The organism is Nocardioides convexus, from assembly GCF_011090295.1.
On sequence record NZ_JAAMYA010000002.1, the window covers coordinates 14,728 to 38,648 of the forward strand.

Here is a 23,921-nt window from a genome sequence, read left to right on the forward strand (position 1 = left end):
AACAGGGTCGGCAACGCAGACGCAGGCCCCCCGGTACCCCAGGGCAGAAAGGGTCCACCGTGACCACGACGCAGAACACCAAGAAGAACCCCAACCAGGCCACGTGGGAGGCCGGGACGCTCGTGCACGTCGCCCCGGGCGACCTCCTGGTCGATCGCAACATCCGCAGCGTCCCGAAGGATGCCGCGTTCAAGGACCTGGTGACCTCGATCAAGGCCCACGGCGTCCAGGTGCCGATCACCGGCCGGATCCACGACAGCGGGAGCCTGATCGTGAAGATGGGCCAGCGCCGCACCCTCGCGGCCATCGAGGCCGGGCGCGAGACCGTGCCCGTGTTCGTCCAGGACCACGACTCCACCGAGAAGGAAGACGAGATCCAGCGCATCGTCACCCAGCGCGACGAGAACCACCACCGCTCCGGCCTCACTCAGCACGACGAGCCTGAACTACATCGCCGGTCTCGCTGACCTCGGCGTCAGCGCGGCCCAGATCGCCAAGCAGAGCGCCGGTCTGACCACGAACCAGGTCAAGGACGCCCTGACCGTCACCGGGTCGAAGTTGGCCTCCGGAGCGGCCGAGCGGTACGACCTCAGCCTTGACCAGTTGGCGGCCGTCGCAGAGTTCGAGGACGACAGCGAGGCCGTCACGGCGCTGATCGCCGCCGCGACCACCGGCCGGTTCGACCACACGCTCGCCCAGGCCCGGCAGACCCGGGACTGGAACCTGGCGAAGGAGGCGCTGGTCAAGGACCTGACCGACGCGGGCCTGACCATCATCGATGAGCCGGGCTACCCCTCCCCCACCAAGAGCCTCGCCCGGCTGGCGGTCTCCGCCGAGGACGACACCCCGCTCAGCGAGGTTGAGCACGAGGACTGCCCCGGGCACGTCGTGTGGATCGGGCGTCGTGAGGTCGAGGTCGACAAGAACGGCAAGCCGGTCGTGCTGCCGCCCGAGCCCAGCATCGAAGCGCCCGACGCGCCCTACGACCTGGACGACCACTACTGGTTCGTCAACGAGCCCGACGACTACGAGGGAGACGACCCCCGCGCCGGTATCGCGCCCGACGTGCTCGCCGCCTACGACGAGGCCCAGGCCGAGTACGACAAGGCGGTGGACGAGTACCAGAAGGCGCTGGCCAAGGCCCGCGCCGGATCGCGCCGGGTCACCCTCCCGGCGGCCATCTACGGGTGCCGGGAGTGGGCCGAGCGCGGCCACCACGACCCGCACGCCTACCACTCCCCCAGCACCAGCAAGCCGAAGGCCTCCGAGATGAGCGAAGCCGAGCGGGAGGAAGCCAAGAAGGCCCGCAAGGTGGTCATCGACAACAACAAGGCCTGGGCACCCGCGCTCGACGTGCGGCGCGAGTACGTCGCGAACCTCGCCAAGGCCAAGACCCCGCCCAAGGGCACGCAGAAGTTCCTCGCCACCGCGCTGACCGAGGACGCCCGTCTCATCAGCGACGTCACCGCCCGCCACCTCGCGGGCGACTGGCTCGGCCTCAACGCGAAGAACACGCCCAAGGCCGCGATCGAGAAGGCCACCGACAACCGCGCCCTGGTCATGACCCTGATCCGGGTGCTCGCCGCCTACGAAGCACCGCTCGGCGGGCAGTTCGGCCGTGGCGAGTGGCGCCGTGACGGCACCAACAACGCCACCGGCCGCTACCTGCGGTTCCTGGAGAGCACCGGCTACGCGCTCTCCGAGGTGGAGAAGTTCGCCATCAGCAAGAAGACCGCCTAGCACGACGGCGGTCCCCTGTGGGCCCGGTCCTCAAGCCCGGGCCCACAGGGCCCGGGCGGCTGTCCGAGCCTCCCGGGCATCGAGCCCGGAAACCCGGGTGATTCCAAGCGGAATCACCTCCTCGGCACAGCCCCGGCGCGCCTCCACCGAACTGGCGCGCCGCAGTCTCATACTTCATGTATTACCGGCAATGGAGGTAAATGATGGCCAGCAAGAAGGGTCTCGGGGCCGCGGGAGCACAACTGCTCTCCCGGCCCTCTGGAGCCACGAAGAAGACGCCAGTCCAGCCGCCGGGCGATTCCGGCCGGAATCACCCCGACGAGCGCGCCGCGCCTGAGGGCGTCGGGGCTGCGCCCCGCGCTGGCAGCGTCGTCCATGCCCTGCGCCAGAGCGAGACCGGGGGAGAGGTCGTCCGCCGATTGCCGATCAGCGACGTGGCACCCCACCCCGAGAACCCCCGTGAATCCCTAGGCGATCTCGACGGCCTCGTAGCCTCCATCGCACAGGCTCGGCCAGCCTGCAGCCCGCGATCGTCGTCACCCGTGAGGACTTCGTTGCCGCCCACCCACGGTGGGTCGACCGTTTCCCGGACAAGCCGTGGGTCGTCGTCGCCGGCCACCGCCGGCGCGAGGCCGCCGACGTGGCTGGGATCGGCTACCTAGAGGCCATCGTCAGGCCCGGCGGCGACAAGGTCACCGACTACCTGACCTTCCACGCCGAGAACGTGCACCGCTCCGGCTTGACGGCCATCGGTGAGGCGCGGATCTTCTCGATGCTGGTCGACGCCGGCCAGGGGCAGCGGATGATCGCAGGCTCGTCTCGGAGTCAGCCAGGGTCAGGTCTCCAAGCGGCTCGCCCTCCTGAAACTCCCCATCGAGGTGCAGGACGCCATCAGCCGGGACGAGATCTCCGTCGCCGACGCCCTCGCTCTGACCGGCGTGCTCCCCGCCGACCAGACTCGACGTGTGGCAGCGAGCCCAGCGTGACCGCCTTCCCATCGCGAGCGTGGTCCAGCGCCACCAGCGCGCCGCTGAACAGCGCCGCGCGATCGCCAAGGCCCGCAAGGCCGCCGACGTTGAAGGCGTCCCCCTGGTCGAAGACCCCACCGCCGAGTGGGGGAGTGGCGCGAGCGGCGCAGTCCGACACCGCGTCTACGGCAACGATGAGATCGAGGCCGCGCGCGCCGCGGGCAACCTCCGCGCTCAGCCGACGCCCCACGGCATCGACTACTACAGGCTCCGTCCCGGTTCGCGACGAACGCGAACCAAGTGCCGATGACCCTGCCGAGAAGAAGGAGCGGGACAAGGCCCGCAAAGCCTTCGCACCGAGGCCGCCGGCAACTACGTGCACCGCGAGCCCACTGCCGGCGAGGCCGCCGACGCGCTCGCCGACAGGATCCTCTTCCACGCCGGCGACTACGCCGCTTGCCTCAAGCCTGGTGCACAAGTGGCTCGGCGACAAAGCTCGGAGAGCACCGTGACGACGCCTACCGGTGGGCCGAAACCCTTCGCGGGCGTGACATCAAGGAGCGCCGGTGGGCGGCGTGGGCGATGAGCGTCGCGCACGCCGAGCCTGCGCGCCCGCTACACCCACGTTCCCTGGGACGCCGACCAGGTCGCCTACCTGAGTGCCCTGCGACTCGGCGTCGGTTACCAGCCGACCGCCTGGGAGCAGGCGCGGCTCGACGCCGCCAAGGCCCGTGCGGCCAGGGTCAACGACTCCGATGCCCGCGATTCGACGGAGGTCAGCAAGTGAGCGTCCTGACCATCGCCAATCAGGCTGGCTCGTCCGGCAAGACCACCACCGCGGTCAACCTCGCTGCGCTGCTCGCCCGGGAGGGCAACTCCGTGCGGCTCATCGACCTCGACGGCCAGGCCAACACCACCTACTGGCTCGGCATCGCCCTGGAGGAGGTCACTGCCTCCAGCGGGGACATCCTCCTGCGCCAGGCGACGATCGCCCAGGCCGCCCTGCCCACCGGCGTTCCCGGCCTTGAGGTGGTCCCCGCCACCCGCGAGACTCGACAGTCTGGCTATCGCGCTGGGGCGCGAGCTCGGGCCCGAGCAGCGGCTGCGGCTCGCGATCGAGGCCGCACCTCCGGCGGACATCACGATCATCGACTGCCCTGGCGCGCTCAGCATCCTGACCGTCGCCGCGCTCGTGGCCTCCGACGCGGTGCTCACCGTCGCCAACCCGACAGTGAAGGAGATCGCCGGCATCCCCCGCTGGAGCAGACGATCGTCGACGTCGCCGACGCCTACAACCCCAAGCTCGCGCTACGGGGCATCGTTCCCACCAACGTTCCGCCGGCCTCGGCCGGGGCCCTCTACGTCCAGGCGTTGGAGATGCTGAGCAACGCCTACGGCGAGACTCGTCACCCCGCCCGTGCGCCGCTCGGTGCGAGTGCCGGAGGCATACAGCCACCAGCCTGCCCCTTCCGGACCACTCACCCAACGAGCCGATCACCGACGACTACCGCGCCGTCTTGAAGTACCTGCAGAACCGAGGCGTCCTGTGACCACCAGCAAGCGCGAGAAGTTCAGCACCCAGGTCGACGCGACCCTGCAGGACCGCGCCCGCGCCGCGGTGCGCGGCGTCGCCCGCGCCACCGGTACCGACTACACCCTCGCTCAGCCTGGTCGAAGACGCCCTCGCTCGACACTGCGCCGACCTCGAGGAGCAGCACAACGGCGGCGCCCCGTTCCCCGTACCCGATACGCCCCTCCGGCCCGGGCGCCGACTCGGTGCCGGCTAGAGCTCGGCCCACCCCGCCGGGTGATTCCAGCCGGAATCACCCCCCCGCGAACAGCCCCCGGTCGACTGCGCGGCCGGCGGGCATCCCGGACGGGTGGGGGAGCGGTGATCTGCGCACCGCTTCCCCACCCTCCCGCCTCGACATACCATCCCCCTATCAAGGGGACCTCTCGGAAGGAACCAACGATGAGTGCCACCCGCCTCGCCGAACTCCCGTCCGCCGGAAAGCCTGATGAGCCCGCAGCGAGTCACCGAGTCTAGTCGCGAAGTACGACGGAGAGCGTCTGTGGCGGCTGCCGGCGAGAGCCGGCGTCTTCACTGCCCTCGCTGCCCTCTTCGGATGGCTGACGTTCGCCCCGGCCAAGTCTCACCCCCGCCGTACCGGCCGGGGTCTCCGAGCAGCCTGGAACAGTTCGCCACGATCGCGTTCCCCGCCGCCCTGGTCATGGCAGTCGCCCAAACCGTCGGTACGGCCGTGATCTTCTACCGGCGTCGGCGCGCCTTCGGTCTCTGGGCCAGCCTACCCCGAGCACACGCGCGAAGCGCTCCTAGACGACTACGTCACCCGTCTAGTCGCCAAGCGCGACCACCGCGGCGCGGCCGCCGTGGAGCGGTAGAGTTTCCCCAAGCGCTGACCCGCGTCCTGTGATGCGGCAAGGCACTTTCCGGCCCCCGGCACCTGGTGTCGGGGGTCCCGCCGTTTTCTGACCGGGATCCCGGGGTGGTGGGGCGGCTCCGGATGGGCTTTCAGCCTGAGCCGCAGCCGGCTACGCGCAACCCGCGCGCTCCTGCGGTCCCTGCCGGTCCCTCCGGGGCGCCGTGACCAGCTTGCTCGGCGCTCCCTCACGGTCGCTGACTTCCTCGCACCTGCCCCCGGTGCCGGGGTTGCCCTCCACCGGCCCATCGCGGCTCTCACGGCTGCCAACCCGGAGCACTCCACCGGCCCCGGGACCGGACGCCAGACCCGGCGCCCGCGTCACCGTCACCAGGCTCTAGGAGGCCGTCATGACCAAGCCCGCCGACCAGTACCACGTCCAGATCGGTTGCTGGCACTACCTGTGGACCGGACAGACTCGCTGACCCGATCCGGGTCAGCCTCGACCCGAACGACCCCGCGTACCGGCAGGAGACGTTCAGCGCGGAGCGGTACTACTCCCTGCAGGGCCTCGAGGACCCTTACCAGCCTGGAGGACCTCTTCGGTCTCACGTGCCTGATCTGGGCCGAGGACTTCTGGCGAGCCGCCGCCGACGTCATCACCGCCGGCCGCTAGCCCGCCCGGGTGCCGGCCGGCACCCGGCGCACCATCAGCCGTAGGCCGAACCGGTGTTCGGCGAGGACCGGACCGGCGTCGGCTGGTGCCCGGGCAGCCACTCCTCGAAGATCTGCGCCGGCGCGCCGGCGTTGTCGACGACGTACTTGACGTAGTACTCCGTCAGCGTGCCTGCCGGGCGTCGGTACATCACGAAGCCCTGGTGACGGGCCGGCTCGAACCCGCGGGCCACCCACACGTGACGAAACGGCGGGCGGTCCGCCTCCTCGACCAGGGCCATGCTGTCGGAGCCTACGAGTAGCCTCCGACAGGTGCTCATCCACGCCGCCGCTCGACCACGCGACACCGGTTCGAGCGAGCGCACCCACTGGACCCTCGAGGCCGACGACTACGGACCCGCCGAGCGCGAAGCGATCCGCGCTGCGGTGCCCGCCGGCTGGGTCCTGCTCTACGTCCGGCCCGAACGACCCGCCGGCACCCCGGACGGTGTCGGAACCACCGAACCGGCCGACTTCCTGCAGTAGCGCCGCACCCCAACGCGCCGCCCGCAAGATCACCGGCAACGTCACCGGCACCCCAACGGCTCACGACGACGCAGGCCACCTTGGACGATCAGGCCCTCCCTCTCCGGTTCTTCACCCCGGGCTCACGATCCTGAGCCGCGGCCACCTCCGCGCAACCTCGCGTGCGCCTGCGGTCCCTGGCGGTCCCTCCGGCTTCGCCGGCACCAGGCTGCTCGGCGCTCCCTGGCGGTCGCTTATTTCCTCCCACCTGGCGCCGGTGCCGAGGTTGCACTCCGGCGTCTCATCGCGACTCCACATCGCTCCACGCCCGGGGCGGGCGAACCGGAGAGGGAGACCACCAGGGTCCCCACCCAGCCCCAGGCGGATCGGAGACCACCATGAGCACCGACCCCACCACCGCCAGCACCACCGACAGCCCGCCGTGGGACATCAACACCAACGGCGAGTCTCCAGACCCTCCCGGGCGGCATCCAGGCCCGCACCATCAGCCCCGCCGGCCGGGTCGCGGTCGGCGACCTCACCCACTGCATCCAGATCGGCCACTACAACCTCCACCCCGCCACGGTCAACTGCCTCCTGATCGACACCAACGGCCGCTGCTACACCGCCGAGGCCACCCGATGAGCGGCATCGACGACTTCTGGGCCGCCATCGACGCCCAGGCTCGCGCTTCTCCGCGAGCACGGCACCACCGCCGACGCGGTGTGCACGATCCTCCCACCGAGCCCCGGACTGTCCTCGGGGAACGCCGACGGCTTCTTCGCCGGCGGCGGGGGAGACGAGACCGTCTACGGCGTCCTCGTCGGTCTCGGCTGGGAAAGGGTCTGGTTCAACGCCTGGTACCACTGGTGCCTGCGCTCCCCGGCCGACGGCTCCATGCTCACCTACGTCGAGGGCGACCTCCACAAGGGCAACAGCAAGCCCGTCTAGCCCGCGCCCACCCATGGGGCGATTCCATCTGGAATCGCCCCTATCGGCGTGCACCGACCACCAGCGCGGCCCGCCGTGGTCTCCTCGAGCCACAGCCTGCGCCACCAGCGCAGCGGGCCGGCCATCCGGCCGGCCAGGACCAGGTCGACGGAGCGACCCGGCCAAGGGCACGGCCCTCCGGGCCGCGACTGCCCTCGATCAACCACAAGGTTTTCTTCCTCCCCGGGCTCACGATTATGTGCCGCGGCCACCTCCACGCAACCCCGCGCTGCGCGCCGGGACCAGCTTGCTCGGCGCTCCCTGACGGTCGCTGATTTCCTCCCACCTGCCCCCGGTGCCGGGGTTGCCCTCCGGAGGCCCATCGCGGCACTGAATCGCTCCTTGCCCGGGGCGGGCGAAAAACGGTCGGCACGCAGAGCAGGCCACCCGGTCCCCGAGGGCAGGAAGGGTCACCCGATGACCAGGAACGACCACAGCAGCCGCAGCACCCAGACCGCCCAGACCCGTCGTCGGCGCGTGCGTCCCGCTCAGATCGTGTTGACAGCGCAGCAGGCACAGCCTGGGTTCAACCTGACCGATCACTTCATGGTGGTGCCGCTCTACGACACCACGCGACCGTGCCTCCCCGTGGAGCACCCGCACGACGGCGCCAGCCTCATCGACGCGGCAGCGTTCTTCGGTGCCCTCGGCCGCCGGTACCCCGGCCCCGTCGCCCTGCTGGCCTTCACCCGCAACCGGAGCCACGCCCACGACGCAGTCACCGCCGTGGCCGCGATGCTGGACGACGTGTGCGAGGTCGAGGCCGCGTTCTGCGTGCAGGACCTGATCGAGGGCACCGGCGTGGTGGAGGTCGGCTCCTGGGACGTCGTTGACGTCATCACCCAGGACGACCGCGAGGCGTTCGCTGCGGTGGCTGATGCCCACCGCCACGAGAACCGGCCCATGCCGCCCGCGCAGCACTACCTCCCCGACGACGACGGTGGCCTCACCGGCTACCCGTTCCAGCCCACCGACCCAGAGCAGCGCCGCCGCCAGATGTTCCGCCCCGAGGCTCAGGTCCCGGCCGCGACCATCGATGCCGCCGAGCGGCGCCTGGCCATGCTGACCGGCAACCCCGCGGCCATGGGCACGGAGCAGCGTTGGACCAAGAGGACCGTTCGCGCGCTCGCATACGGAGGAACCAGGCCGGGTGAGGCGACCGCCGCACGGCTGCTCTGCGGCGCTCAGCGCAGCGTCCTGAGCCGACACGCCATCACCCAGGTCTCCCCGTTCCAGGCGAACGACCACGTGGACGTGTGGGCCGACCTCTACCGCCGCGCCCCCCAGGGCTACGCCACCCAGGCCGCACTGCTGCTCACCTGGGCGCTGTACGTCGCCGGAGATCGAACGCTGGCTGCCGAGGCACTGCACCTGTCGCAGCACGACCCCGACGACGCATTCGCCAACGACCTCCGGGCACTGCTCAAGTGAGCGGGGGAGAGGTGACGATGGAGCACCAGGTCAAGGAGTTCACCACCAAGGAGACCGCCGCCGAGCTCCGGAAGGCGCTGCGGGCGGCGTACCCCGGTGTCCGGTTCTCGGTCCGGATGGCCCGCGGCAGCGCTCACGGGTGGTTCGACGTCAACTACGTCGACGGCCCGCCGACGGAGGTGGTCGACCAGATCTGTCACCGCTTCCAGAGCCTCGACTTCGACGGTCGCGACGACGGCTACCACCCGGTTGAGCCGACGCTGTACGCCACCGAGGACGGCGGTCTCTTCGAGCCCCGCTACTCCTGCTGTGGCGTCGCCACGCGGCGCGAGTACACGCCGGAGGTCCAGGAGTGGGCCGAGACGATCGCCGTGGAAGGCACGCGGTGGTGGAACGACACCGAGTACCCCCAGAAGGCCGAACCGGTGTACTACGCCACCCGTGCCCTGCTGGGCGGTCTGGACCTGACCAACGGGCTACCCGATCACCCCGAGCGGGTCTGGCGATCGCGCTGGGAGTGGACCAAGCGCGGCCCGGTCGACCGACCGGCCACCTGACCGGCTGACGCCGGGCGGGGAGGGCCCCAGGGCCCTCCCCGCACCCCTCCCAGCCCCGGACGCCCTCCGGGCACCGGGGCGAGCCGCACGACGTCCTGACGGCCGTCTCCGGGCCTGTCGGCCGGCTCGTGACGGCCACGACGAGCCGCTGAGGCGGAGGCCGGCCATCCGGCCGGCCAGGACCAGGTCGACGGAGCGACCCGGTCGACGACTCGGCCCTGCGGGCCGCGGCTGTCCTCGATCAACAACCTGGAGTGTTTCCTTCCTCCCCGGGCTGTCGATTCTGAGCCGCAGCCGGCTACGCGCAACCCGCGCGCTCCTGCGGTCCCTGGCGGTCCCTCCGGGCGCCGGCCCCGGCTTCTCGGCGCTCCCTGCGGTCGCTGATTTCCTCGAACCCGGATCCGGTACCGGGGTTGCACTCCACCGGCCCATCGCGGCTCGTCATCTCTCTTTGCCCGGGGCGGCCGGGAAACGGTCAGAGGGCCAAGAGGCCCTAGGCTACCAGCACGAGCAAGGAGCGAGGACATGGTCACCGTCATCGAGCGAGGACAAGCAGTCCGCAGGGCGCAGGACGCGTTGCGGATGCTGGAGCAGCACGAGACCACCACCGTGTCCCAGGCTCGGCGCAGCGCGCGACCAGCCTGAACATCGCGACCAACTCCAGCGACCGCCTGGCAGCCCTCGACGCCGCTTACGCCATCGAGTGCCTGGTCCTCCAGGTCACCGGCCGGCCCAGCAACTAACCCTCGACCGACACAGGACAAGACTGCGCGAAATGCAGTCTTAGACGTAGCATCAACCCAACCCACACAAGGAGAACCACCATGCTGAACACCACCGTCACCTTCGCGGGCAACCTCGCCGGGGACCCCGAGCCTGCGGCACACCCCCAGCGGCACGCCCGTCGTGAGCTTCCCCGTCATGGTCAACCGCCGCGTCCCGGACGGCGAGGGCTGGAAGGACGCCACCCCCACCACCCACTACTGCGAGAAGTTCGGCCCCGAGGCCGAGAACATCGCGGAGTCCCTGACCAAGGGCACCCGCGTCGTGGTGCACGGCTCCCTCTACACCGAGACGTGGCAGGACCGGGAGACCAACCAGCCCCGCTACGCCGCCCGCGTCCGGGTCGAGGAGATCGGGGTCTCGCTCAAGTGGGCCACGGTCAGCGGGATCGAGCGCAGCGTCCGCAGCAGCGGCACGAGCACCCAGGGAACCGACCAGGGCCAGGACGAGCCCCCGTTCTGAGACGCCGACCCTGCCGTGAGGGTGTCGACTCCGCAGCGAGTCGGCACCCTTGCGCATCCGCTCCGAGAGGGGAAGAGGCATGCCGCACACCAACGCCGGGTGGGGCGACGGGCAACGCCTACGCCGAACCATCCAGTGCGCCATAGCGGTCGCAGTGCTGAGCGCTGTCGGTCTCGTCGTCCAGCACAACGTCGGAGATCTCCTTGACCGGGCCGAGGGGGGCCAAGTGCGTACGACGTCCGCAGTCGTGGTCCGCGTCGTCGACGGCGACACCCTCATCGTTAGTCGCCCCGGCGCCAACACCGGACGCGAGGAGCGGGTACGGATCCTCGGCATCAACGCCCCCGAGACCGCCCACGACGGCCGACCGGCCGAGTGCTACGGCCCCCAGGCGACCAAGATCCTCGAGCAGTCTGCTCGCCGACGTCGACCAGGTCCAGGCTGATCGCCGACCCGACCCAGGACGACCAGGATGTCTACGAGCGCCTGCTGCGCTACGTCGAGGCCGATCGCACGGACCTCGGCGCACTGCTGCTGCGCCGCGGCGCAGCCCGCACCCGCGAGGACCACCCACCCGTCCAGAGGCACGAGAAATACGCCGGCAACGAGAACGCAGCCCAGCAGGGTGACCGCGGCCTATGGGCCGCCTGCCCACGCTGAGCCCCGGAGGAAGGACCCGCATGGCCACCACCTGCAGCAACTGCACTCCCGCCGACCACGACCCGGCCGGATGCGAGAACCGCACCGTCCCGATGATCCATCGCACGTGCAACTGTCCGTGCGACCGCGCACAATCAGACCCAGCGCCCTACTGGTCGAAGCTTCACCCCGGCCGGGCCGACCCCACCCCACGGAGGACTGACCGATGAGTGACACCGGCACCGACCACGCGGACACCGACCGCGAGGAGACCGACCCCGGGGGCCGCCTGTCGTACCGCGACGCCTACGAGGCGCGTCTACAGGAAGCGATCTCCGCTCTCACCGCCGCGGCGCGGATCCCGCGGCCGCGGATCACGCAGAACGAGGCGGGGGAGTGGGTCGAGGACGACCAGGCGCCGGCCGAGCAGATGGACTGGGCCGAGCTCGTCACCCTCGCGCTCGCCGGCGCGGCCGCGAACCTCGGAGGCATCGAGGCCGCCCTGGGTGGGCGCTCCGGCTCCTGGGAGGCCGAGGGTGTGCGTCAGCCTGCTCTTCTCCACCGTCGGAGCAGATGAGGCCGCCCTGTGGGCGCACCGCACCGAACCGCTGAACATCACCCTGTTCGTCGACGAGTTCGTTGACGACGTACGCCACGAGGTGTGGCAGCAGTACGAAGCAGCGCAGTCGGAGATCCAGCGCCGTTACGACGCGGCCGATGCCGCCCGTGACATCGACGACGAGCGCTACCTGTGGATCTACGACCGCACCGAGTCCGGCGACTTCATCGCACGGGACCCGGCCGCACCCACTTGGTCGTGGGACGCTTGGCGTGCGGGCATCGCCGCCGCCGGCGCCCCTGACGACTTCCGGGCTGCGGTCGAGGAGAGCCTGCGTACCGGCGTCGGGCTGTACTCCGGCCGACCCGGCGACGCCACGACTGCCTACATCGCGAAGAGCCCCGAGCCTGGGCGCCGAGCACAGTCGCCTCGTCGAGGATCACGACCAGCGCCTCGCGACGATCGCCGAGCCTTGAGGAGCCTGCTCGAGAAGCAGCGGGTGCAGGGAGCTCACCGCCTACGGCGACGCCTTGGCCGAGCGAATTCGTGCAGTCGCGGCCAGGACCCCGGGCCTGAGTGTCGAGGTGAACGTCACCGTCGATGCCACGACCTACCGCACCGATAGCCAGCGTCCTGGGCGGTTCTGGAACGGTCTGGAGCAGCGGCTCGTCGAGGCGGCGGTCCTCGACACCCCGACACCGGCCGACCTCCCTGGCACGCCCCTGGAGCGCCTGGAGGCCTCCCTGCCGCCTCAGCAGCCGGACGCCTGACCGCTAGCCATGTCTCGGGATCCTGACGCCGTCGTGGACGGCCCGCGCGTTGTCGACGTCGGCGATCGCGTCACGCGCCGGCGCGCCGCGCGAACAGCCGCGGCCGCCTACCTGACCTCACCCACTGCGGCCATCTTTGCGCTGGTCGCTGAGTGCATCGCCTACGCGTTCTGCGTGCTCTATCTCGGCCTGCCGTGGTGGGCCGTGGTTCCTGCCACTCTGCCGATTGCTCTCGCGTGCCTGGCCGCGGCTAACGCATGGGTCACCTACCGAACGCCACGCTCCCGCGGCCGCGAGACTCGTCTACGTCCGTACCCGCCGTGCCGCCGCGGTGATGGTGCTCCGGGCCGGAGGTCGACGGGGGAACCGGCCAGGAGATCTCCACGCCGCGACCCTCGGCGCGTGGCCACGCGGTGCCGGTGCCGGCACCGTCTTGTGCCTGTGGGCGCTCGAGTACGCCGGCCGCGAGGGCCGGCGGCTCACGCTGACCGCGTTCCCCGGTCTGGCCCGTGTCTACATGGAGCGCTCTCCGGTGCCGCTCGTCGACGACGGGCGCACGGCCTGGGTGCTGGTGCGCCTGGCCGCCGAGCCGGACAATCACATCGCAGCGGAATCGGGTCCGTCAGAAAGGCATGACCATGACTGAGCAGCACGGCTTCGGGCCGGATGGATCACGCGGTGCCGAGGAGCCCGCCACTGCCGGGGGAGGTTTTGCGCCGTACCTGTCCGAGCCATCGGCACGTCAGCCCGTCGACCACGAGCGGCCCTGGCTCGACGCCGGCCTCAGGCTGGTCCGCGGCCGCGGACCGCATGGAGTCCTTCACCGCCGGCACCCAGCCCAAGCGCGGGCGGCTGGCGAAGTGGTGGAAGGGACCTGACTCCGGCGAGCTCTCGCTACGAGCTCGGGCCCACGCCTGCAGCGTCCAGGCCGGCGAGCTTGCGCCGCCTCGCATCGCTCGGGTGGGTCACCTGGCACGACCGCCTCTCGCCCGGCAGACTCAACCGTGCTCGACCACGTCCTGGTCGGTCCCGGGGGAGTGGTGGTCCTGCAGACCATCCCGGTGCATGACGTGGTCGTCGACGCCGGGCACCGCTTCGCCGGCGCCGCGACCCTGACCGCCCTCGGCCAGAGCATGTCCGTGCTGCGGGACCAGGTCGTCGACCCGATCGCGGCCGCCGCGAGCGTCCTGCTCGAAGGCTGGGAGGTGCCGGTGCGAGCCCACAACGTGCTCGTCGGCAACGTCGTCGGCGAGTACGAGGACGCTCTGCGCCCTGAGGGCGTTCTCGCGTTCGTCACGGGCCACGGTGCGCCCTACTCGGCCACGCACGTCCAGGACCTCGCGATCACCTTGGAGCCGCTGTTCGCTCTCGCGCCGCTGAGCGCCTGAGCCGCGCGTCCCAACTGAGCGGGGGAGTGCGGATGGCAGTCGACGTCGAGACCCGGTTCTGGCGCCGGGTAGTGAAGGGCCCGGGCGATCAGGACTGCTGGATCTGGACCGGCGCGATCGCCGACGACGGCTACGGCCGATTCTGGGCCGGCGGAGACGTCGGCGCCAAGGTCGTGCGGCCACACCGATTCGTCTACGAGACTCGTCACCGGCACCATCCTTCGCCCCAGCGACGTGATCGAGCACGCCGTGTGCGACAACCCAATCTGCGTACGGTTCGCCGGCGAGCAGCCCGCAGACCTCCCCGCCGGAACAGCCAGCACACCGGCCGCCGGGTCGATCGGCGGCCGCGATCATCTGCTGCTGTCCACCCAGTCCGCCAACCTCACCCGCATGGGCCGCCGCGGCCGCGGGGGAGGGGACCCGACCCACTACCGATTCACCAGGCTCTGACCGCGCAAGCCTGCACGCCCGGTCGCTTCGCATCCGAGACGCAGTGAAGGACGGCTGGGACGCCGAGCGCCTGACCGCGGCGTTGGCACCACCCTCCCAGCCGTCCCTCTTCTGACCACTTGCGGGGCTACAGGCTCGACCTGGCCTCGCTCGTCGCCGGCGTCGCCGAGTCCGGCTGCATCCGCTCCGCTGCCAGCGCATCGACCCCTAGGCTGGGTCGGTGTCCGCGGCTCCAGGTGGTCGTGCTCCGCTGGCGCCGCTCCGCAGCGCACAGCAAGACCCCGAGCTCGTTCCCGCAGAGCGCTGAGCGCCTGCCCGGTTCGTGACGGCTGCGGCTGCTCGCGTTCACGATCCTTGATCACCTCGCGAGGGCTCAGCGCCGTCGTGCCGGCGGGAACCATCGATGGACGCGCCGGCTCAGGGTCACTCGCCTGCAGCGCCGGGCCCTCGGGCCACTCGGTCTCCAGCCGTACCTCTATCGCGCCCCGGATCACGTCCTGCACGATCGCGTCGAGACTCACGTGGGCCGCACGCTCCTGCAGACTCGTACGCGTGAACCGCGGGTCATCGACGACCTGGTCCCAGAGCCTGGGCGCCGATGGGGAGCCGGTCCGGGTCCATCGACGGCGAGCTTTGCGTCTAGGCCGCGGTCGACGAGCACCGCCGCTCCCTCGGCGTCGTACGCCACCGCGATCGGGAGGTAAGGGAGGTTCGGGTCGGGCGTCCACTCGTCGGCCGACAGCGCGGAGTGCAGACTCGTCCTGGAACAGGTTGACGATCTGACCCATCTCGGCCTCGGTGAGACCGGCCTCGTCAATCAGCGGGGCAAGGTACCGGCGGACGTCGTTGTCGACGGCCTGGTCCTGGAACTCTTCCGGCAGCCTGATGCCTTCGGCGACCCAGTTGTGGTCACTCGACAGTTCCGACTGTGCACCGAGATCGAGGTCTGCTCGTATCGCTGGCCCGATCCAGCCTGTCGGGGAATCTCGACTCGTTCGCTGAGATCTCAGTCGCCATCGCTGTCACCCGTCCGGGAGTCCGACCGATCGGCCGGCGAACTGGCGTCCTTCTTGATCCGCCGGACCTCCTTGACCGGAAGACCGGTCAGCGTCGCAACGCGCTCGGCGGTCTCGCCGACGCCCAGCAGGCTCCGCCACGGCGCTCTCGGCAGCCTTGGTCGCCTCGGCGATCTGCGCTTCCAGGCTCCTCGATGCTCGTCGCAGCGACGTAGTACGACGTGGTGATCTCCTCGACCTTTGCGTCGTGTGCGGCTCTCTCAGCGTCCAGCACCGCCTTCGCTTCGCGCGCGCGGCGTCGCGCCTCAACAACGGTGCTCGTCTTCGTGCTAGCCATCCCTAACCCCTAACGGTTCCCGAGTGTTTGTTTGGTGGCCCTGATGGGAGGGCTCTTGCACAGCGACCCGCGCCTACGGCGTGGCCGGCTGTGCGTTGCAGTTTGCTCGACGTCATCGTGACTCACGTCCTCTTCGATGTCTAGAACGTCTCTGACTGTCGTGCTTCCGATGAACTCCTTCGTCGTTCATCTGTCGGAACTCCGTTCCTCGGATTTCGTCGGCTTTCGCCTCCTCAACTTCCACACACCTCTTGCACTATCAGTGAGAGGGGTACTCTGTGGCGCGTGATGACCGTGCATGTGCTCCACGCCGGGAACGGGTACACGTACCTGACCCGGCAGGTCGCGCATGGCGACGTTGGGCGAGAGCGCGGTAAGGATCTGTCCGACTACTACGCCGAGAAGGGCGCGCCGCCCGGGGTCTGGCTCGGCTCGGGCCTCGCCGGCCTCAGCGTCGAGGGCCGGGTCGAGGAGCGCCAGATGCAGGCGCTGTTCGGCGAGGGCATGCACCCCGACGCCGACCGGATCACCACCGAAGCGCTGAGCGCCGGCGCCGCGCCGGCGGCGGCGGTGCGCGCCGCTCAGCCTCGGCCGAAGGTTCCCCACGTTCGACACTGCCCGCGAAGAGGAGTGGCGCCAAGCCATCGGTCAACGCGTCGCGGAGCCTGGCCGCAGCCTCCGACGTCGATCCCCTCGCCGCGCCCCGTGCGCTGCGCGCGCAGGCGCGTGCAGAGGTAGGCCAGGAGTGGTTCGTCCGCGACCGCGGGCGACAGCCCGTTGACGAGGCCGAGCCTGAAGAGGCACATCGCGATCTGCTCCAAGCCGACGCCGCAGCCGGTCGCCGGCTACGACCTGGTCTTCACGCCGAGCAAGTCGATCTCGGTGCTGTGGGGAGTCGGAGACGACGCCACCCGCCGCGCCATCGAGGGCGCTCACCGCCGCGCTGTCACCGACGCCCTGGGCTACCTCGAGGACGAGGCGCTGTACACCCGCCGAGGCACGGCGGGCATCGAGCAGGTCAACGCCAAGGGCATCGTTGCGGCCGCCTTCGACCACTACGACAGCCGCTCCGGCGATCCGAACTTCCACACCCACGTCGCGGTCGCCAACAAGGTCCAAGGCCCCGACGGCCGGTGGCGATCGATCGACGGCAGGGTGCTGCACGCCGCGGCCGTGTCGTCCTCTGAGCGGTACAACGCGGTCCTCGAGCGTGAGACTCGTCCAGGAGCCTCGGCGTGGCGTTCGAGGAGCGCGGAGGGCTAGACGGCAAGCGTCCGATCCGTGAGGTGGTCGGCGTCGACGAGCGGCTGATGACGGAGTTCAGCCAGCGTCGCAACGCCATCGAGGACCGGTTCGACGACCTGCGCGCGCAGTACCGACTGGAGCACGGCCACGAGCCCTCGAAGGCTACTCAGCACCAGGCTGGCGCAGCAGGCCACGCTCGACACCCGCGAGCGCAAGGAAGAGCCTGGAGAGCCTGGGGGAGAAGCGGGCCAAGTGGCTTCCACGCGCCGCCGCGGTGATCGGTGAGGAGCGGCTGGCCAGCCTGGTCACCGACTGTCAGGCCCGCGCGCGGGAGGTCGCCGGCGTCGGCCCGCGGCCCGAGCCCGCGCAGGCTCGCCGACCTGGTCGTCCGGCGGATCTCAGTTGACCGGTCACGGTGGAAGGTGTGGCATCTGCGTGCCGAGGCGGAGCGCCAGGTCAGGAGCCTGGAGGGCCTGACGAACGAGGAGGCGCGCACGCTCGTCGACCAGGTCACGGCGGCGGCCACCGACGGGTACAGCGTGCTGCTGGAGGCCCCCGAGAGTGAGCGAGCTTCCGGTCCAGCCTGCGGCGCGCCGACGGGGAGAGCGTGTTCCGTGTGCACGGGTCGGAGTGGTATTCCTCGCCCGCAGTCCTCCGCGCCGAGGACCGGCTTCTCGACGCCGCCGCCACGCCGGCGCAGCCGGTCGTCGATCTGCAGATCCTTGACGCAGTGATGGCGTCCCGAGCCACCCAGGCTCGACCCGGGGCAACGAGATCTCGTACGGCACTTCGCGACCTCCGAGCGGCTGGTCGCGGCCGGCGTTGGCGCCGCCGGCTCTGGGAAGAGCACCGCGATGGCTGAGCTCGCGGCAGCCGTCGACGCGGTCGGCCGGCGCGTCGTCGCCGTCGCTCCTTCGGCTGTTGCCGCCCAGGAGGCTCGGCGACAAAGCCTGAGCGCGCCCGCCACCACGATCGCCAAAGCCTGCTCCACACCGCCCGGATCTCCGGGGACGCGGCAGCCGGCCTGCAGCCAGGTGACCTGCTCCTCGTCGACGAGGCCGGGATGGCCTCCACCCGCGACCTGGACCAGGCTGGTGGACCTGGCCCGTTCCCAGGGCTGCGTCGTGCGGCTCCTCGGTGACCCGCAGCAGCCTCTCGGCCGTCGAGGCCGGCGGGGCGTTCCGGCTCCTGGTGAACCGCACGCCCGCCGCCGAACTCGTGACGCTGCACCGGTTCACCGACCCCGCCGAGGCGGCGGCCACGCTCGGCGTCCGCGACGGCGACGGCGCCGCACTGGACTTCTACGAGGACTCCGGCCGCCTCCATGCCGGATCCCGGGACGGCGTTCTCGAGCAGACTTGTACAGCGACTGGAAGAGCGACGCCGACGCCGGCAAGGACAGCATCATGCTTGCCGGGGACGCAGCCACCGTCCGTGAGTCTGTCGACCCGCGCGCGGCTCGACCGGATCGCTGCCGGCGAGGTCACCCGCGAGGGTGTCGGCCTGCACGACGGCACCACCGCCGGCAAGGGAGACGTGATCGTCACCCGCCGCAACGACCGGCGTCTGTCCACCGCCGGCGGCCGGGACTTCGTGAAGAACGGAGACCTGTGGAAGATCGAGGCCGTCGGCCCCAACGGGTCGCTGCTGGTTCGCCACGCGCGCCGCTCCGGCGGCGCGGTCATGCTGCCGGCCGAGTACGTCGCACGCAACGTCGAGCTCGGCTACGCCCTGACGGTGCACCGGGCTCAGGGAGTGACCGTTGACCGGTCCAGGGCGCTCGTCGACGACGCGACGAGCCGCGAAGCGCACTACGTGGCCACGACCCGAGGCCGGGAGGAAAACCACGCCTACGTTGTGACCGAGTCCGTCGTCGACGTCGACATGCACCACCCCACCGACCGAGACCGAACCGCTCGCCAGGTCCTCGAGGACGTCCTTCGCCGCGAGGGCGCGGACCGGTCTGCCACCGAGACGATCGCCGAGCAGGCTGGAGGCGGCCGAGTCGCTGTCTCGACTCATCCCGGAGTACGAGCACGGCCGCGGAGCCGCCGCGGCGCAGACCGGCCAGGTCGACCAGGTCCTCGTCGACGCCCTCGGAGCGGACCTGGTCGAGCAGCCTGCGCGAGGACCCCGCCTGGCACGCTCTCGCCGACCGCGTTGCGGCACTGCAGGACGAAGGCCGCGAAGCCGCCACCGTCGTCGCAGCAGCGGTCGACGCCGGCACGCTGGACGACGCCGAGAGCGTCGCCGCCGTGCTCACCTGGCGGATCAACCAGGGCGCGCCCCGCGGCGGCCTGGAGGAGTGGAGCATCCGGGAACCGTCAGGTCCTGGGGCAGGTGCCGGGCCGGGGGAGCGGCCTACGGCGCCGGTCGGCAGCATGGAGGCCTGGCTGCACGGGCGCCGTGAGCGGATCCGTGCGCGGATCGACGCCGTCACGGAGCGAGCGATCGCCGAGCAGCCCGCCTGGCTGGTCGCGGCGCTCGGCGCCGCCCCAGATGAGGGAACACCGCGGCGGGACGCCTACCATGCCGCTGCCCGCGCGGCCGCGACGTACCGCGACCGGTACGACGTCCGCGACAGTAGGAGCCCGTTGGGTCACGAGCCGGCCGACGGCCGTCAGCGCCGCGACTGGAGACGAGCAGGCGACGCACTCGCGGCCGCCAAGCCCGGTGCCCCCGGCCGCGGAGCGGCAGCGGACCCGCGGCACCGTCAGCGGCAGGCTCGACCTCGCCGAGCGGGCCCGGCGCCTGCAGGAGCGGACTGCCGCCCCTGCGGCCGATGCCGGCCGGAATCAGCCCGGAGACGCCGCGGTGCCCGACGTAGCGGCCGCGGCTCGGGAGCGTGAAGAGCGGCAGCGTCAGATCGAGGAGCAGCAGCGCCGAGACGACCTCGAGCTCTAGGCCTGGCCCCGGGTGCGCGCGGTCACAGCAGGTGTGACCAACGCCGTGCCGTTCGCCCAGCGTGCACACGCGGTACCCGGCTTACTCTCGAAGCATGACGCCGGAGTCTGCAGTACCACTCACTGGAAGACTTCCTCGCCTCGACGATGAGCCACGTCGACATCGTCCTCGACGACGGTTTCGGCTCCGGCTTCCCCCTCAAGGGCAGGGAGATCGACGCCGTGGTGCTGTTCGCCGACATCAGCGCCTTCTCGACACGCACCGCGGACATGTCGCCCGTCGAGACGCTGGTTTACGTGCAGAACTTCTTCGCCTGGATCACTGCGGAGGCCTTGAACGGCCGGCCGGGGATCGTCGACAAGTACATCGGCGATGAGGTGATGGTGGTGTTCTCGAAGGAGTTCGGATCGGCCGATCCGTTCGCTGACGCGGTCGTTGCCGCGGCCGCGATGAGCAGGTTCGACGTGCACGCCTACCGCCCGCACATGGGCATCGCCTCCGGACCGGTCATCGTCGGGTATGCAGGTACCCCCGCTCGCTACAACGTCTCGGTGTTCGGTGCGCCGGTCGCGCTTGCGAGCTCGGTGCGCCGGCGTTCGTCTTCCGGAGGACTCCGACCAGGTCGTCTCCTCGACCATTGCCTTCCCGGCGGCGGACTGGGGTGACCGCAACATCGACGACGTCCTCAAGCCCGGAAGCCGGGTGCAGCCGGCGGACTGGAAGGTCTTCGAGCTCCAGGAGGCCCGCGTCGAGCCCCTCAAGGGCTTCGGGGACGTCGAGGTTCGGGAGATCTACAACACCGGCATGTGGGGACCGACGCAGAGCGCCGAGGATCGGGCACGGCACGCGATCAGGTTCGCGACCCAGGAGAACCGGTACTGGCCGCGGTGGGACGCGGCGCACTCCGCAGGATGACGCCGTTGCGGGGCCCGGGCGCTGCCGCCCCCATCGACTGCGTTGCCCGGACCCCGCTCGGGGTGAACGCCGGCCCCTTGGCCGATTCGAAGAAGCCACTCCGGCGCTCGTCGTTGACGCTACCACGAAGAGTGCAACAAATGCAGTCTTGCGACGAGCGAACGGCCTCCCCGGCCGGCCCTGAGATGGGCGGTGGCCGGGGAGGCCGTCCTGTGCACCGGTGACGTCGTGGGGAACGTCGACCGGACGCTGGTAGGTGCTCAGCGGGGCCGAGCGCGTCCGGTCAGGCCCGGCGCGGCCTCCGCGTCCTGGCGTCGACCTCAGCGGCTGGGGATCTCACCGAGGCTGCTCTTGAACACGGAGAGTCTGCTGCAGCGGCGTTAGGCCGCTGCCTGGTCGCTCACCTCCGCCGCGGTCGTCCGCCGACGGCTGCGCGCGAGCATGACGCCGCCGGCGGCGAGGAGCGCGAGGCCTCCGCCGGCCGCGCCGAGGGCCGGTCCGCCGGTGTTCGGCAGGGACGGGCCCTTGGGGGACGCCGGCGCCTTCGGCGTGGTCGGCGTCTTGGTGAGTGCCGTCTGCGTGACGTGGCCGGGCGCGTGGTCGTAGGGGTACGACTTCGGCGTCTCGGCGATGGACTCCGAGTAGGTGTAGCACCCCTCCGCGTCGAGCTTCTTGCTCAACCGGGTGACGTACTTGCCGTTCGCGGTGGCGGTGAACACCCCGGTGTCGAAGGCCGCGGCCTTGGACCAGTCGAGGTTCTGGCACTTGCCGTCCTTCGGCGCGACCGGCCCGTGCAGCGTCCACTCGACCTGGACCGTGACGCCGGGCTCCAGGCCGCTGACCCACGCGGTGTCCTGCAGCTGCGCGCCGAGCGCCGGCTTGGCGTCGTTGATCTGGGTGCGGACCTCGGGTGCGGACTTGTCGACGAGCGTGGTCTGGCTCGGCTGGCCCACCGGGTGGTCGACGTCGGCGACGGTGTCGTTGCCCTCCAGCCTGCTCGGCGTAGCCTGTAGCAGCCGCGCTGCTCGACCGGCTTGGACTTCGGGGTATCGAAGGTGCCGTTGCCGTTGACGGTGATCTCACCCTGCTCGAACACCGGCGCCTCGGCCCAGTCCAGCCCGGTGCAGGCGCCGTCGACGGGCGCGATCGGCCCGTAGAGCGTCCACCCGACGGTCACGGTCTGCCCCTCAAGGAGGCCGCTCACCTTGACGTGGTCGAGCAGCGTGGCGCCCAGGAGCACCATCTGGTCGGAGACCTGGGTGCCGAGCTCGGGGATGTTCTTGCCGGTGAGCGTGGTCTGCGAGACCTCGCCGACCGGGTGGGAGTAGGGAGCGACCTCGCTGGTCGCGGCCAGGCTCCTCGCCGTAGGAGTAGCATCCGGCGGCCGGGAGCGCGGTCGCCGGCGTCTCGTAAGCTGCCGTCGGCGGTGACGGTCATCTTGCCGGTGGCGAGGACCTTCGCGGCGTCCCAGTCGAGACCCGCGCAGGAGTCGTTCACCGGCGCGACGGGCCCGTACAGGGTCCACTCGACGGTCAGCGGCTCGGTGATCGTCTCGCCCTCCATGCCGGTGACGGTGAAGGTGTCGTGCACCTGGTCGCCGGCGTTGGAGGCCTGCGCGGAGATCTGCGTCGCCAGCGTCACCTTGATCAGCGGCTTGGAGACCAGCGTGGTCTCCTGCACGATCCCGCACGGCGTCGTGACCGCCGCGGTGTCGGCGGTCGCCGGCAGCGAGATCACCCACGTGTAGTAGCCGGCTTTGTCGGCCGGCACGGTCACGTCGGGGGTCGGGTAGGTGCCCGGCCCCCGGACCGCGAACGTCTTGCGGGCCGCGACCTCGGCAGGCTGGCACGCCTCACCGGTCGGCTGAGCGGGGTACGGCCCGTAGAGCGTCGCCGTCGCGGTCACCGCGTAGTCGGCCGGAGCGTTGCTGACGCGGACGTTGTCGTGGAACGGCACGTCGGCCTCGACGTTCCTGCTCGAGGTCTGCGTCACGACCGTGGGGACGCCGAGACCGACCTCGCCCTGCAGACGCAGCGAGGCGGTGTCGGTGGACCGGTCCGCGATCCAGCCGCGCTGGATCCGGTTGTCACGGGGGTCGAAGAGCTTTGCCGTCCCCTGCCGGCCCCTCGATCGCGCCCGCGATCGTCAGCGTGCCCGCACGGGTGGCGGTGACGTTGAACGAGACGACGTCGGCCTTGCTGGTGACGGTGGCCGGCCCCGTGACGCGTGCGTTGTAGGTCATCTTGATGGCGACGTTCGGCACTCGGCGGCCGGCGGCCGAGACGACGGCCGCCTTGATGACGCGGGTCTCCCCGACCTTGATACCGGCGGTGCTGCCGGTCAGCCTGCAGGGTCCACGGGCCGCGGTAGGCGGAGGCGAGGTTCCACATCGACCCGGCGAGCCGGACGATGCTGGCGTTGAGGCCGCCACGAGGTGCGATGACCTCCTGGCCGACCTTGAGGCCGCTCGGGAACTGTCCGCCGGTGTCGGACATGACCTCGCGGATGATGAGCGCGATCGCGGCTGCTTCGGTGCTCGTGGCGCCCTTGCCCCAGCGGTCGATCACGTAGTTGAGCGCGGAGACCTCCCGGTCACCGATGCCCTTGCCGAACTGGTTGCGTAGTCCGGCGGTCGACCGGACGGGCGCGGTCGCCGGCAGGCGGCTGTCGAGGTTCTTGTCGATGCAGAAGAACGCCCGCCCCGTGGGGTTGGTGAAGTTGCCGAGCCAGGTGACCTTGCCGTCGGGGAACTGGTGGCACACGCCGTTGCGCAGGTTCGGGTCGTAGGCGCGGCACCGCGACGTCGCGACGACGCCCCGGGCCGGCATCGGGATGGCGGCCGCGGCGCGGCCGACCGATCCTGACGTGGTGCGGACTGCGGCCGCGGGATCTCCGGCAGACCGGGCCGAGCCTGGCCAGGGCTGACGTTCCCGGGCTGGCGCTCGCCGGGGACGGCACGATCGCAGGTGCGCCCCCGACGAGCATCAGCGCCAAGAGCGCAAGGATGCTGAGGTATCGCTTCATTCCAGTGGATTCCTTCGGGTGAAGTTGGCACCGCCAGATGGCGGGACCAGGAGGGGATGCGGCCGCGCACGACTCCGTCCCGAGACCGCGCAGGAGCGGTCTCGGCGGGAGAGGTTGGTGAAGGCGCTTCCGCGGCCCGGGCGACAGGGCGCCGCCCCGGGCCGACGAGGTCGCTGAAAC

Annotated in this window: 29 protein-coding genes and 1 pseudogene; 24 read left to right on the forward strand and 6 right to left on the reverse strand. The window is 70.8% G+C overall.

Annotated features, from left to right (window positions below; genetic code table 11):
* The first annotated feature begins 59 nt into the window (after positions 1-59).
* The 4 genes from G5V59_RS35120 (at position 60) to G5V59_RS35135 (ending at position 4,229) form a co-directional block, all read left to right on the forward strand.
* Complete coding sequence (locus G5V59_RS35120) at positions 60-467, forward strand: ParB N-terminal domain-containing protein (RefSeq protein ID WP_278260405.1); 408 nt, start codon at positions 60-62, stop codon at positions 465-467.
* Between the two features lie 136 nt (positions 468-603).
* A complete protein-coding gene (locus G5V59_RS35125) occupies positions 604-1,740 on the forward strand; it encodes a hypothetical protein (RefSeq protein WP_278260406.1) in 1,137 nt (378 codons plus the stop codon).
* Between the two features lie 963 nt (positions 1,741-2,703).
* Positions 2,704-3,018 carry a hypothetical protein gene (locus G5V59_RS35130; protein ID WP_278260407.1) on the forward strand — a complete coding sequence of 105 codons (315 nt, stop codon included), beginning with the start codon at positions 2,704-2,706 and terminating at the stop codon, positions 3,016-3,018.
* Positions 3,015-4,229 (forward strand): AAA family ATPase, encoded by a 1,215-nt coding sequence (locus G5V59_RS35135; RefSeq protein ID WP_278260447.1) that lies wholly within the window; start codon positions 3,015-3,017, stop codon positions 4,227-4,229. The genes G5V59_RS35130 and G5V59_RS35135 overlap by 4 nt, the downstream gene beginning before the upstream one ends.
* A 1,570-nt stretch (positions 4,230-5,799) precedes the next feature.
* Here the strand turns inward: G5V59_RS35135 and G5V59_RS35140 are convergent.
* Entirely contained in the window at positions 5,800-6,045 is a 246-nt protein-coding gene (locus tag G5V59_RS35140) for a hypothetical protein (RefSeq protein WP_278260408.1), read from the reverse strand.
* A 31-nt stretch (positions 6,046-6,076) separates the two neighbouring features.
* On the opposite strand from G5V59_RS35140, the gene G5V59_RS35145 reads away from it, so the two are divergent.
* From G5V59_RS35145 to G5V59_RS35205, 13 genes are all read left to right on the forward strand, one after another.
* Positions 6,077-6,289, forward strand: coding sequence for a hypothetical protein (locus G5V59_RS35145; RefSeq protein ID WP_278260409.1), 213 nt, complete (start codon positions 6,077-6,079; stop codon positions 6,287-6,289).
* Between the two features lie 377 nt (positions 6,290-6,666).
* Positions 6,667-7,533 (forward strand): hypothetical protein, encoded by an 867-nt coding sequence (locus tag G5V59_RS35150; RefSeq protein ID WP_278260410.1) that lies wholly within the window; start codon positions 6,667-6,669, stop codon positions 7,531-7,533.
* Between the two features lie 142 nt (positions 7,534-7,675).
* Positions 7,676-8,689 carry a DUF4192 family protein gene (locus tag G5V59_RS35155; protein WP_278260411.1) on the forward strand — a complete coding sequence of 338 codons (1,014 nt, stop codon included), beginning with the start codon at positions 7,676-7,678 and terminating at the stop codon, positions 8,687-8,689.
* Positions 8,690-8,706: 17 nt separating this feature from the next.
* Positions 8,707-9,246, forward strand: coding sequence for an LPD29 domain-containing protein (locus G5V59_RS35160; protein ID WP_278260412.1), 540 nt, complete (start codon positions 8,707-8,709; stop codon positions 9,244-9,246).
* An 876-nt stretch (positions 9,247-10,122) separates the two neighbouring features.
* The gene (locus tag G5V59_RS35165; protein WP_278260448.1) at positions 10,123-10,491 is read left to right on the forward strand and encodes a single-stranded DNA-binding protein; all 369 of its coding nucleotides are present in this window, start codon (positions 10,123-10,125) and stop codon (positions 10,489-10,491) included.
* A 79-nt stretch (positions 10,492-10,570) separates the two neighbouring features.
* Positions 10,571-10,936 (forward strand): hypothetical protein, encoded by a 366-nt coding sequence (locus tag G5V59_RS35170; protein ID WP_278260413.1) that lies wholly within the window; start codon positions 10,571-10,573, stop codon positions 10,934-10,936.
* A gap of 420 nt (positions 10,937-11,356) precedes the next feature.
* Positions 11,357-11,707 (forward strand): hypothetical protein, encoded by a 351-nt coding sequence (locus G5V59_RS35175; RefSeq protein WP_278260414.1) that lies wholly within the window; start codon positions 11,357-11,359, stop codon positions 11,705-11,707.
* Entirely contained in the window at positions 11,667-12,314 is a 648-nt protein-coding gene (locus G5V59_RS35180; protein WP_278260415.1) for a hypothetical protein, read from the forward strand. Before G5V59_RS35175 ends, G5V59_RS35180 begins: the two co-directional genes overlap by 41 nt.
* Positions 12,274-12,459, forward strand: a complete 186-nt coding sequence (locus tag G5V59_RS35185) for a hypothetical protein (RefSeq protein WP_278260416.1) — start codon at positions 12,274-12,276, stop codon at positions 12,457-12,459. The genes G5V59_RS35180 and G5V59_RS35185 overlap by 41 nt, the downstream gene beginning before the upstream one ends.
* 433 nt (positions 12,460-12,892) lie before the next feature.
* Positions 12,893-13,105, forward strand: a complete 213-nt coding sequence (locus G5V59_RS35190) for a hypothetical protein (RefSeq protein ID WP_278260417.1) — start codon at positions 12,893-12,895, stop codon at positions 13,103-13,105.
* Positions 13,106-13,463: 358 nt separating this feature from the next.
* A complete protein-coding gene (locus G5V59_RS35195; RefSeq protein WP_278260418.1) occupies positions 13,464-13,847 on the forward strand; it encodes a hypothetical protein in 384 nt (127 codons plus the stop codon).
* Between the two features lie 249 nt (positions 13,848-14,096).
* Entirely contained in the window at positions 14,097-14,300 is a 204-nt protein-coding gene (locus G5V59_RS35200) for a hypothetical protein (RefSeq protein WP_278260419.1), read from the forward strand.
* Positions 14,301-14,419: 119 nt separating this feature from the next.
* Positions 14,420-14,626, forward strand: coding sequence for a hypothetical protein (locus tag G5V59_RS35205; protein WP_278260420.1), 207 nt, complete (start codon positions 14,420-14,422; stop codon positions 14,624-14,626).
* Positions 14,627-15,322: 696 nt separating this feature from the next.
* On the opposite strand, the gene G5V59_RS35210 is transcribed toward G5V59_RS35205, so the two are convergent.
* A complete protein-coding gene (locus G5V59_RS35210) occupies positions 15,323-15,625 on the reverse strand; it encodes a hypothetical protein (protein WP_278260421.1) in 303 nt (100 codons plus the stop codon).
* Between the two features lie 316 nt (positions 15,626-15,941).
* On the opposite strand from G5V59_RS35210, the gene G5V59_RS35215 reads away from it, so the two are divergent.
* The 4 genes and pseudogenes from G5V59_RS35215 to G5V59_RS35230 all read left to right on the forward strand — a co-directional run bounded on the left by G5V59_RS35215 (position 15,942) and on the right by G5V59_RS35230 (position 17,304).
* Entirely contained in the window at positions 15,942-16,391 is a 450-nt protein-coding gene (locus tag G5V59_RS35215; protein WP_278260449.1) for a relaxase domain-containing protein, read from the forward strand.
* Between the two features lie 36 nt (positions 16,392-16,427).
* A pseudogene (gene mobF, locus G5V59_RS35220) lies at positions 16,428-16,916 on the forward strand (MobF family relaxase); the annotation flags it as partial.
* On the forward strand, positions 16,889-17,176 hold the full coding sequence (locus tag G5V59_RS35225) for a relaxase domain-containing protein (protein WP_341351375.1): 288 nt from the start codon (positions 16,889-16,891) through the stop codon (positions 17,174-17,176). The pseudogene mobF and the gene G5V59_RS35225, both read left to right, overlap by 28 nt.
* A complete protein-coding gene (locus G5V59_RS35230) occupies positions 17,173-17,304 on the forward strand; it encodes a hypothetical protein (RefSeq protein ID WP_278260423.1) in 132 nt (43 codons plus the stop codon). Before G5V59_RS35225 ends, G5V59_RS35230 begins: the two co-directional genes overlap by 4 nt.
* Positions 17,305-17,308: 4 nt before the next feature.
* Here G5V59_RS35230 and G5V59_RS35235 read toward each other — a convergent pair whose 3' ends face one another.
* Positions 17,309-18,100, reverse strand: a complete 792-nt coding sequence (locus tag G5V59_RS35235; RefSeq protein WP_278260424.1) for a hypothetical protein — start codon at positions 18,098-18,100, stop codon at positions 17,309-17,311.
* Here G5V59_RS35235 and G5V59_RS35240 point away from each other — a divergent pair.
* The 3 genes from G5V59_RS35240 to G5V59_RS35250 all read left to right on the forward strand — a co-directional run bounded on the left by G5V59_RS35240 (position 18,090) and on the right by G5V59_RS35250 (position 20,717).
* The gene (locus tag G5V59_RS35240; protein WP_278260425.1) at positions 18,090-19,802 is read left to right on the forward strand and encodes a hypothetical protein; all 1,713 of its coding nucleotides are present in this window, start codon (positions 18,090-18,092) and stop codon (positions 19,800-19,802) included. The two genes, G5V59_RS35235 and G5V59_RS35240, sit on opposite strands and share 11 nt — an antisense overlap.
* A 146-nt stretch (positions 19,803-19,948) precedes the next feature.
* Positions 19,949-20,467 carry an adenylate/guanylate cyclase domain-containing protein gene (locus G5V59_RS35245; RefSeq protein ID WP_278260426.1) on the forward strand — a complete coding sequence of 173 codons (519 nt, stop codon included), beginning with the start codon at positions 19,949-19,951 and terminating at the stop codon, positions 20,465-20,467.
* 37 nt (positions 20,468-20,504) lie between these two features.
* The gene (locus G5V59_RS35250) at positions 20,505-20,717 is read left to right on the forward strand and encodes a hypothetical protein (protein WP_278260427.1); all 213 of its coding nucleotides are present in this window, start codon (positions 20,505-20,507) and stop codon (positions 20,715-20,717) included.
* A gap of 380 nt (positions 20,718-21,097) precedes the next feature.
* Here the strand turns inward: G5V59_RS35250 and G5V59_RS35255 are convergent, their stop codons facing one another.
* The 3 genes from G5V59_RS35255 to G5V59_RS35265 all read right to left on the reverse strand — a co-directional run bounded on the left by G5V59_RS35255 (position 21,098) and on the right by G5V59_RS35265 (position 23,545).
* Positions 21,098-21,670 (reverse strand): LPXTG cell wall anchor domain-containing protein, encoded by a 573-nt coding sequence (locus G5V59_RS35255; RefSeq protein WP_278260428.1) that lies wholly within the window; start codon positions 21,668-21,670, stop codon positions 21,098-21,100.
* A gap of 247 nt (positions 21,671-21,917) precedes the next feature.
* The gene (locus tag G5V59_RS35260; protein ID WP_278260429.1) at positions 21,918-22,709 is read right to left on the reverse strand and encodes a hypothetical protein; all 792 of its coding nucleotides are present in this window, start codon (positions 22,707-22,709) and stop codon (positions 21,918-21,920) included.
* On the reverse strand, positions 22,706-23,545 hold the full coding sequence (locus G5V59_RS35265; protein WP_278260430.1) for a hypothetical protein: 840 nt from the start codon (positions 23,543-23,545) through the stop codon (positions 22,706-22,708). The genes G5V59_RS35260 and G5V59_RS35265 overlap by 4 nt, the downstream gene beginning before the upstream one ends.
* Positions 23,546-23,921: the final 376 nt, after the last annotated feature.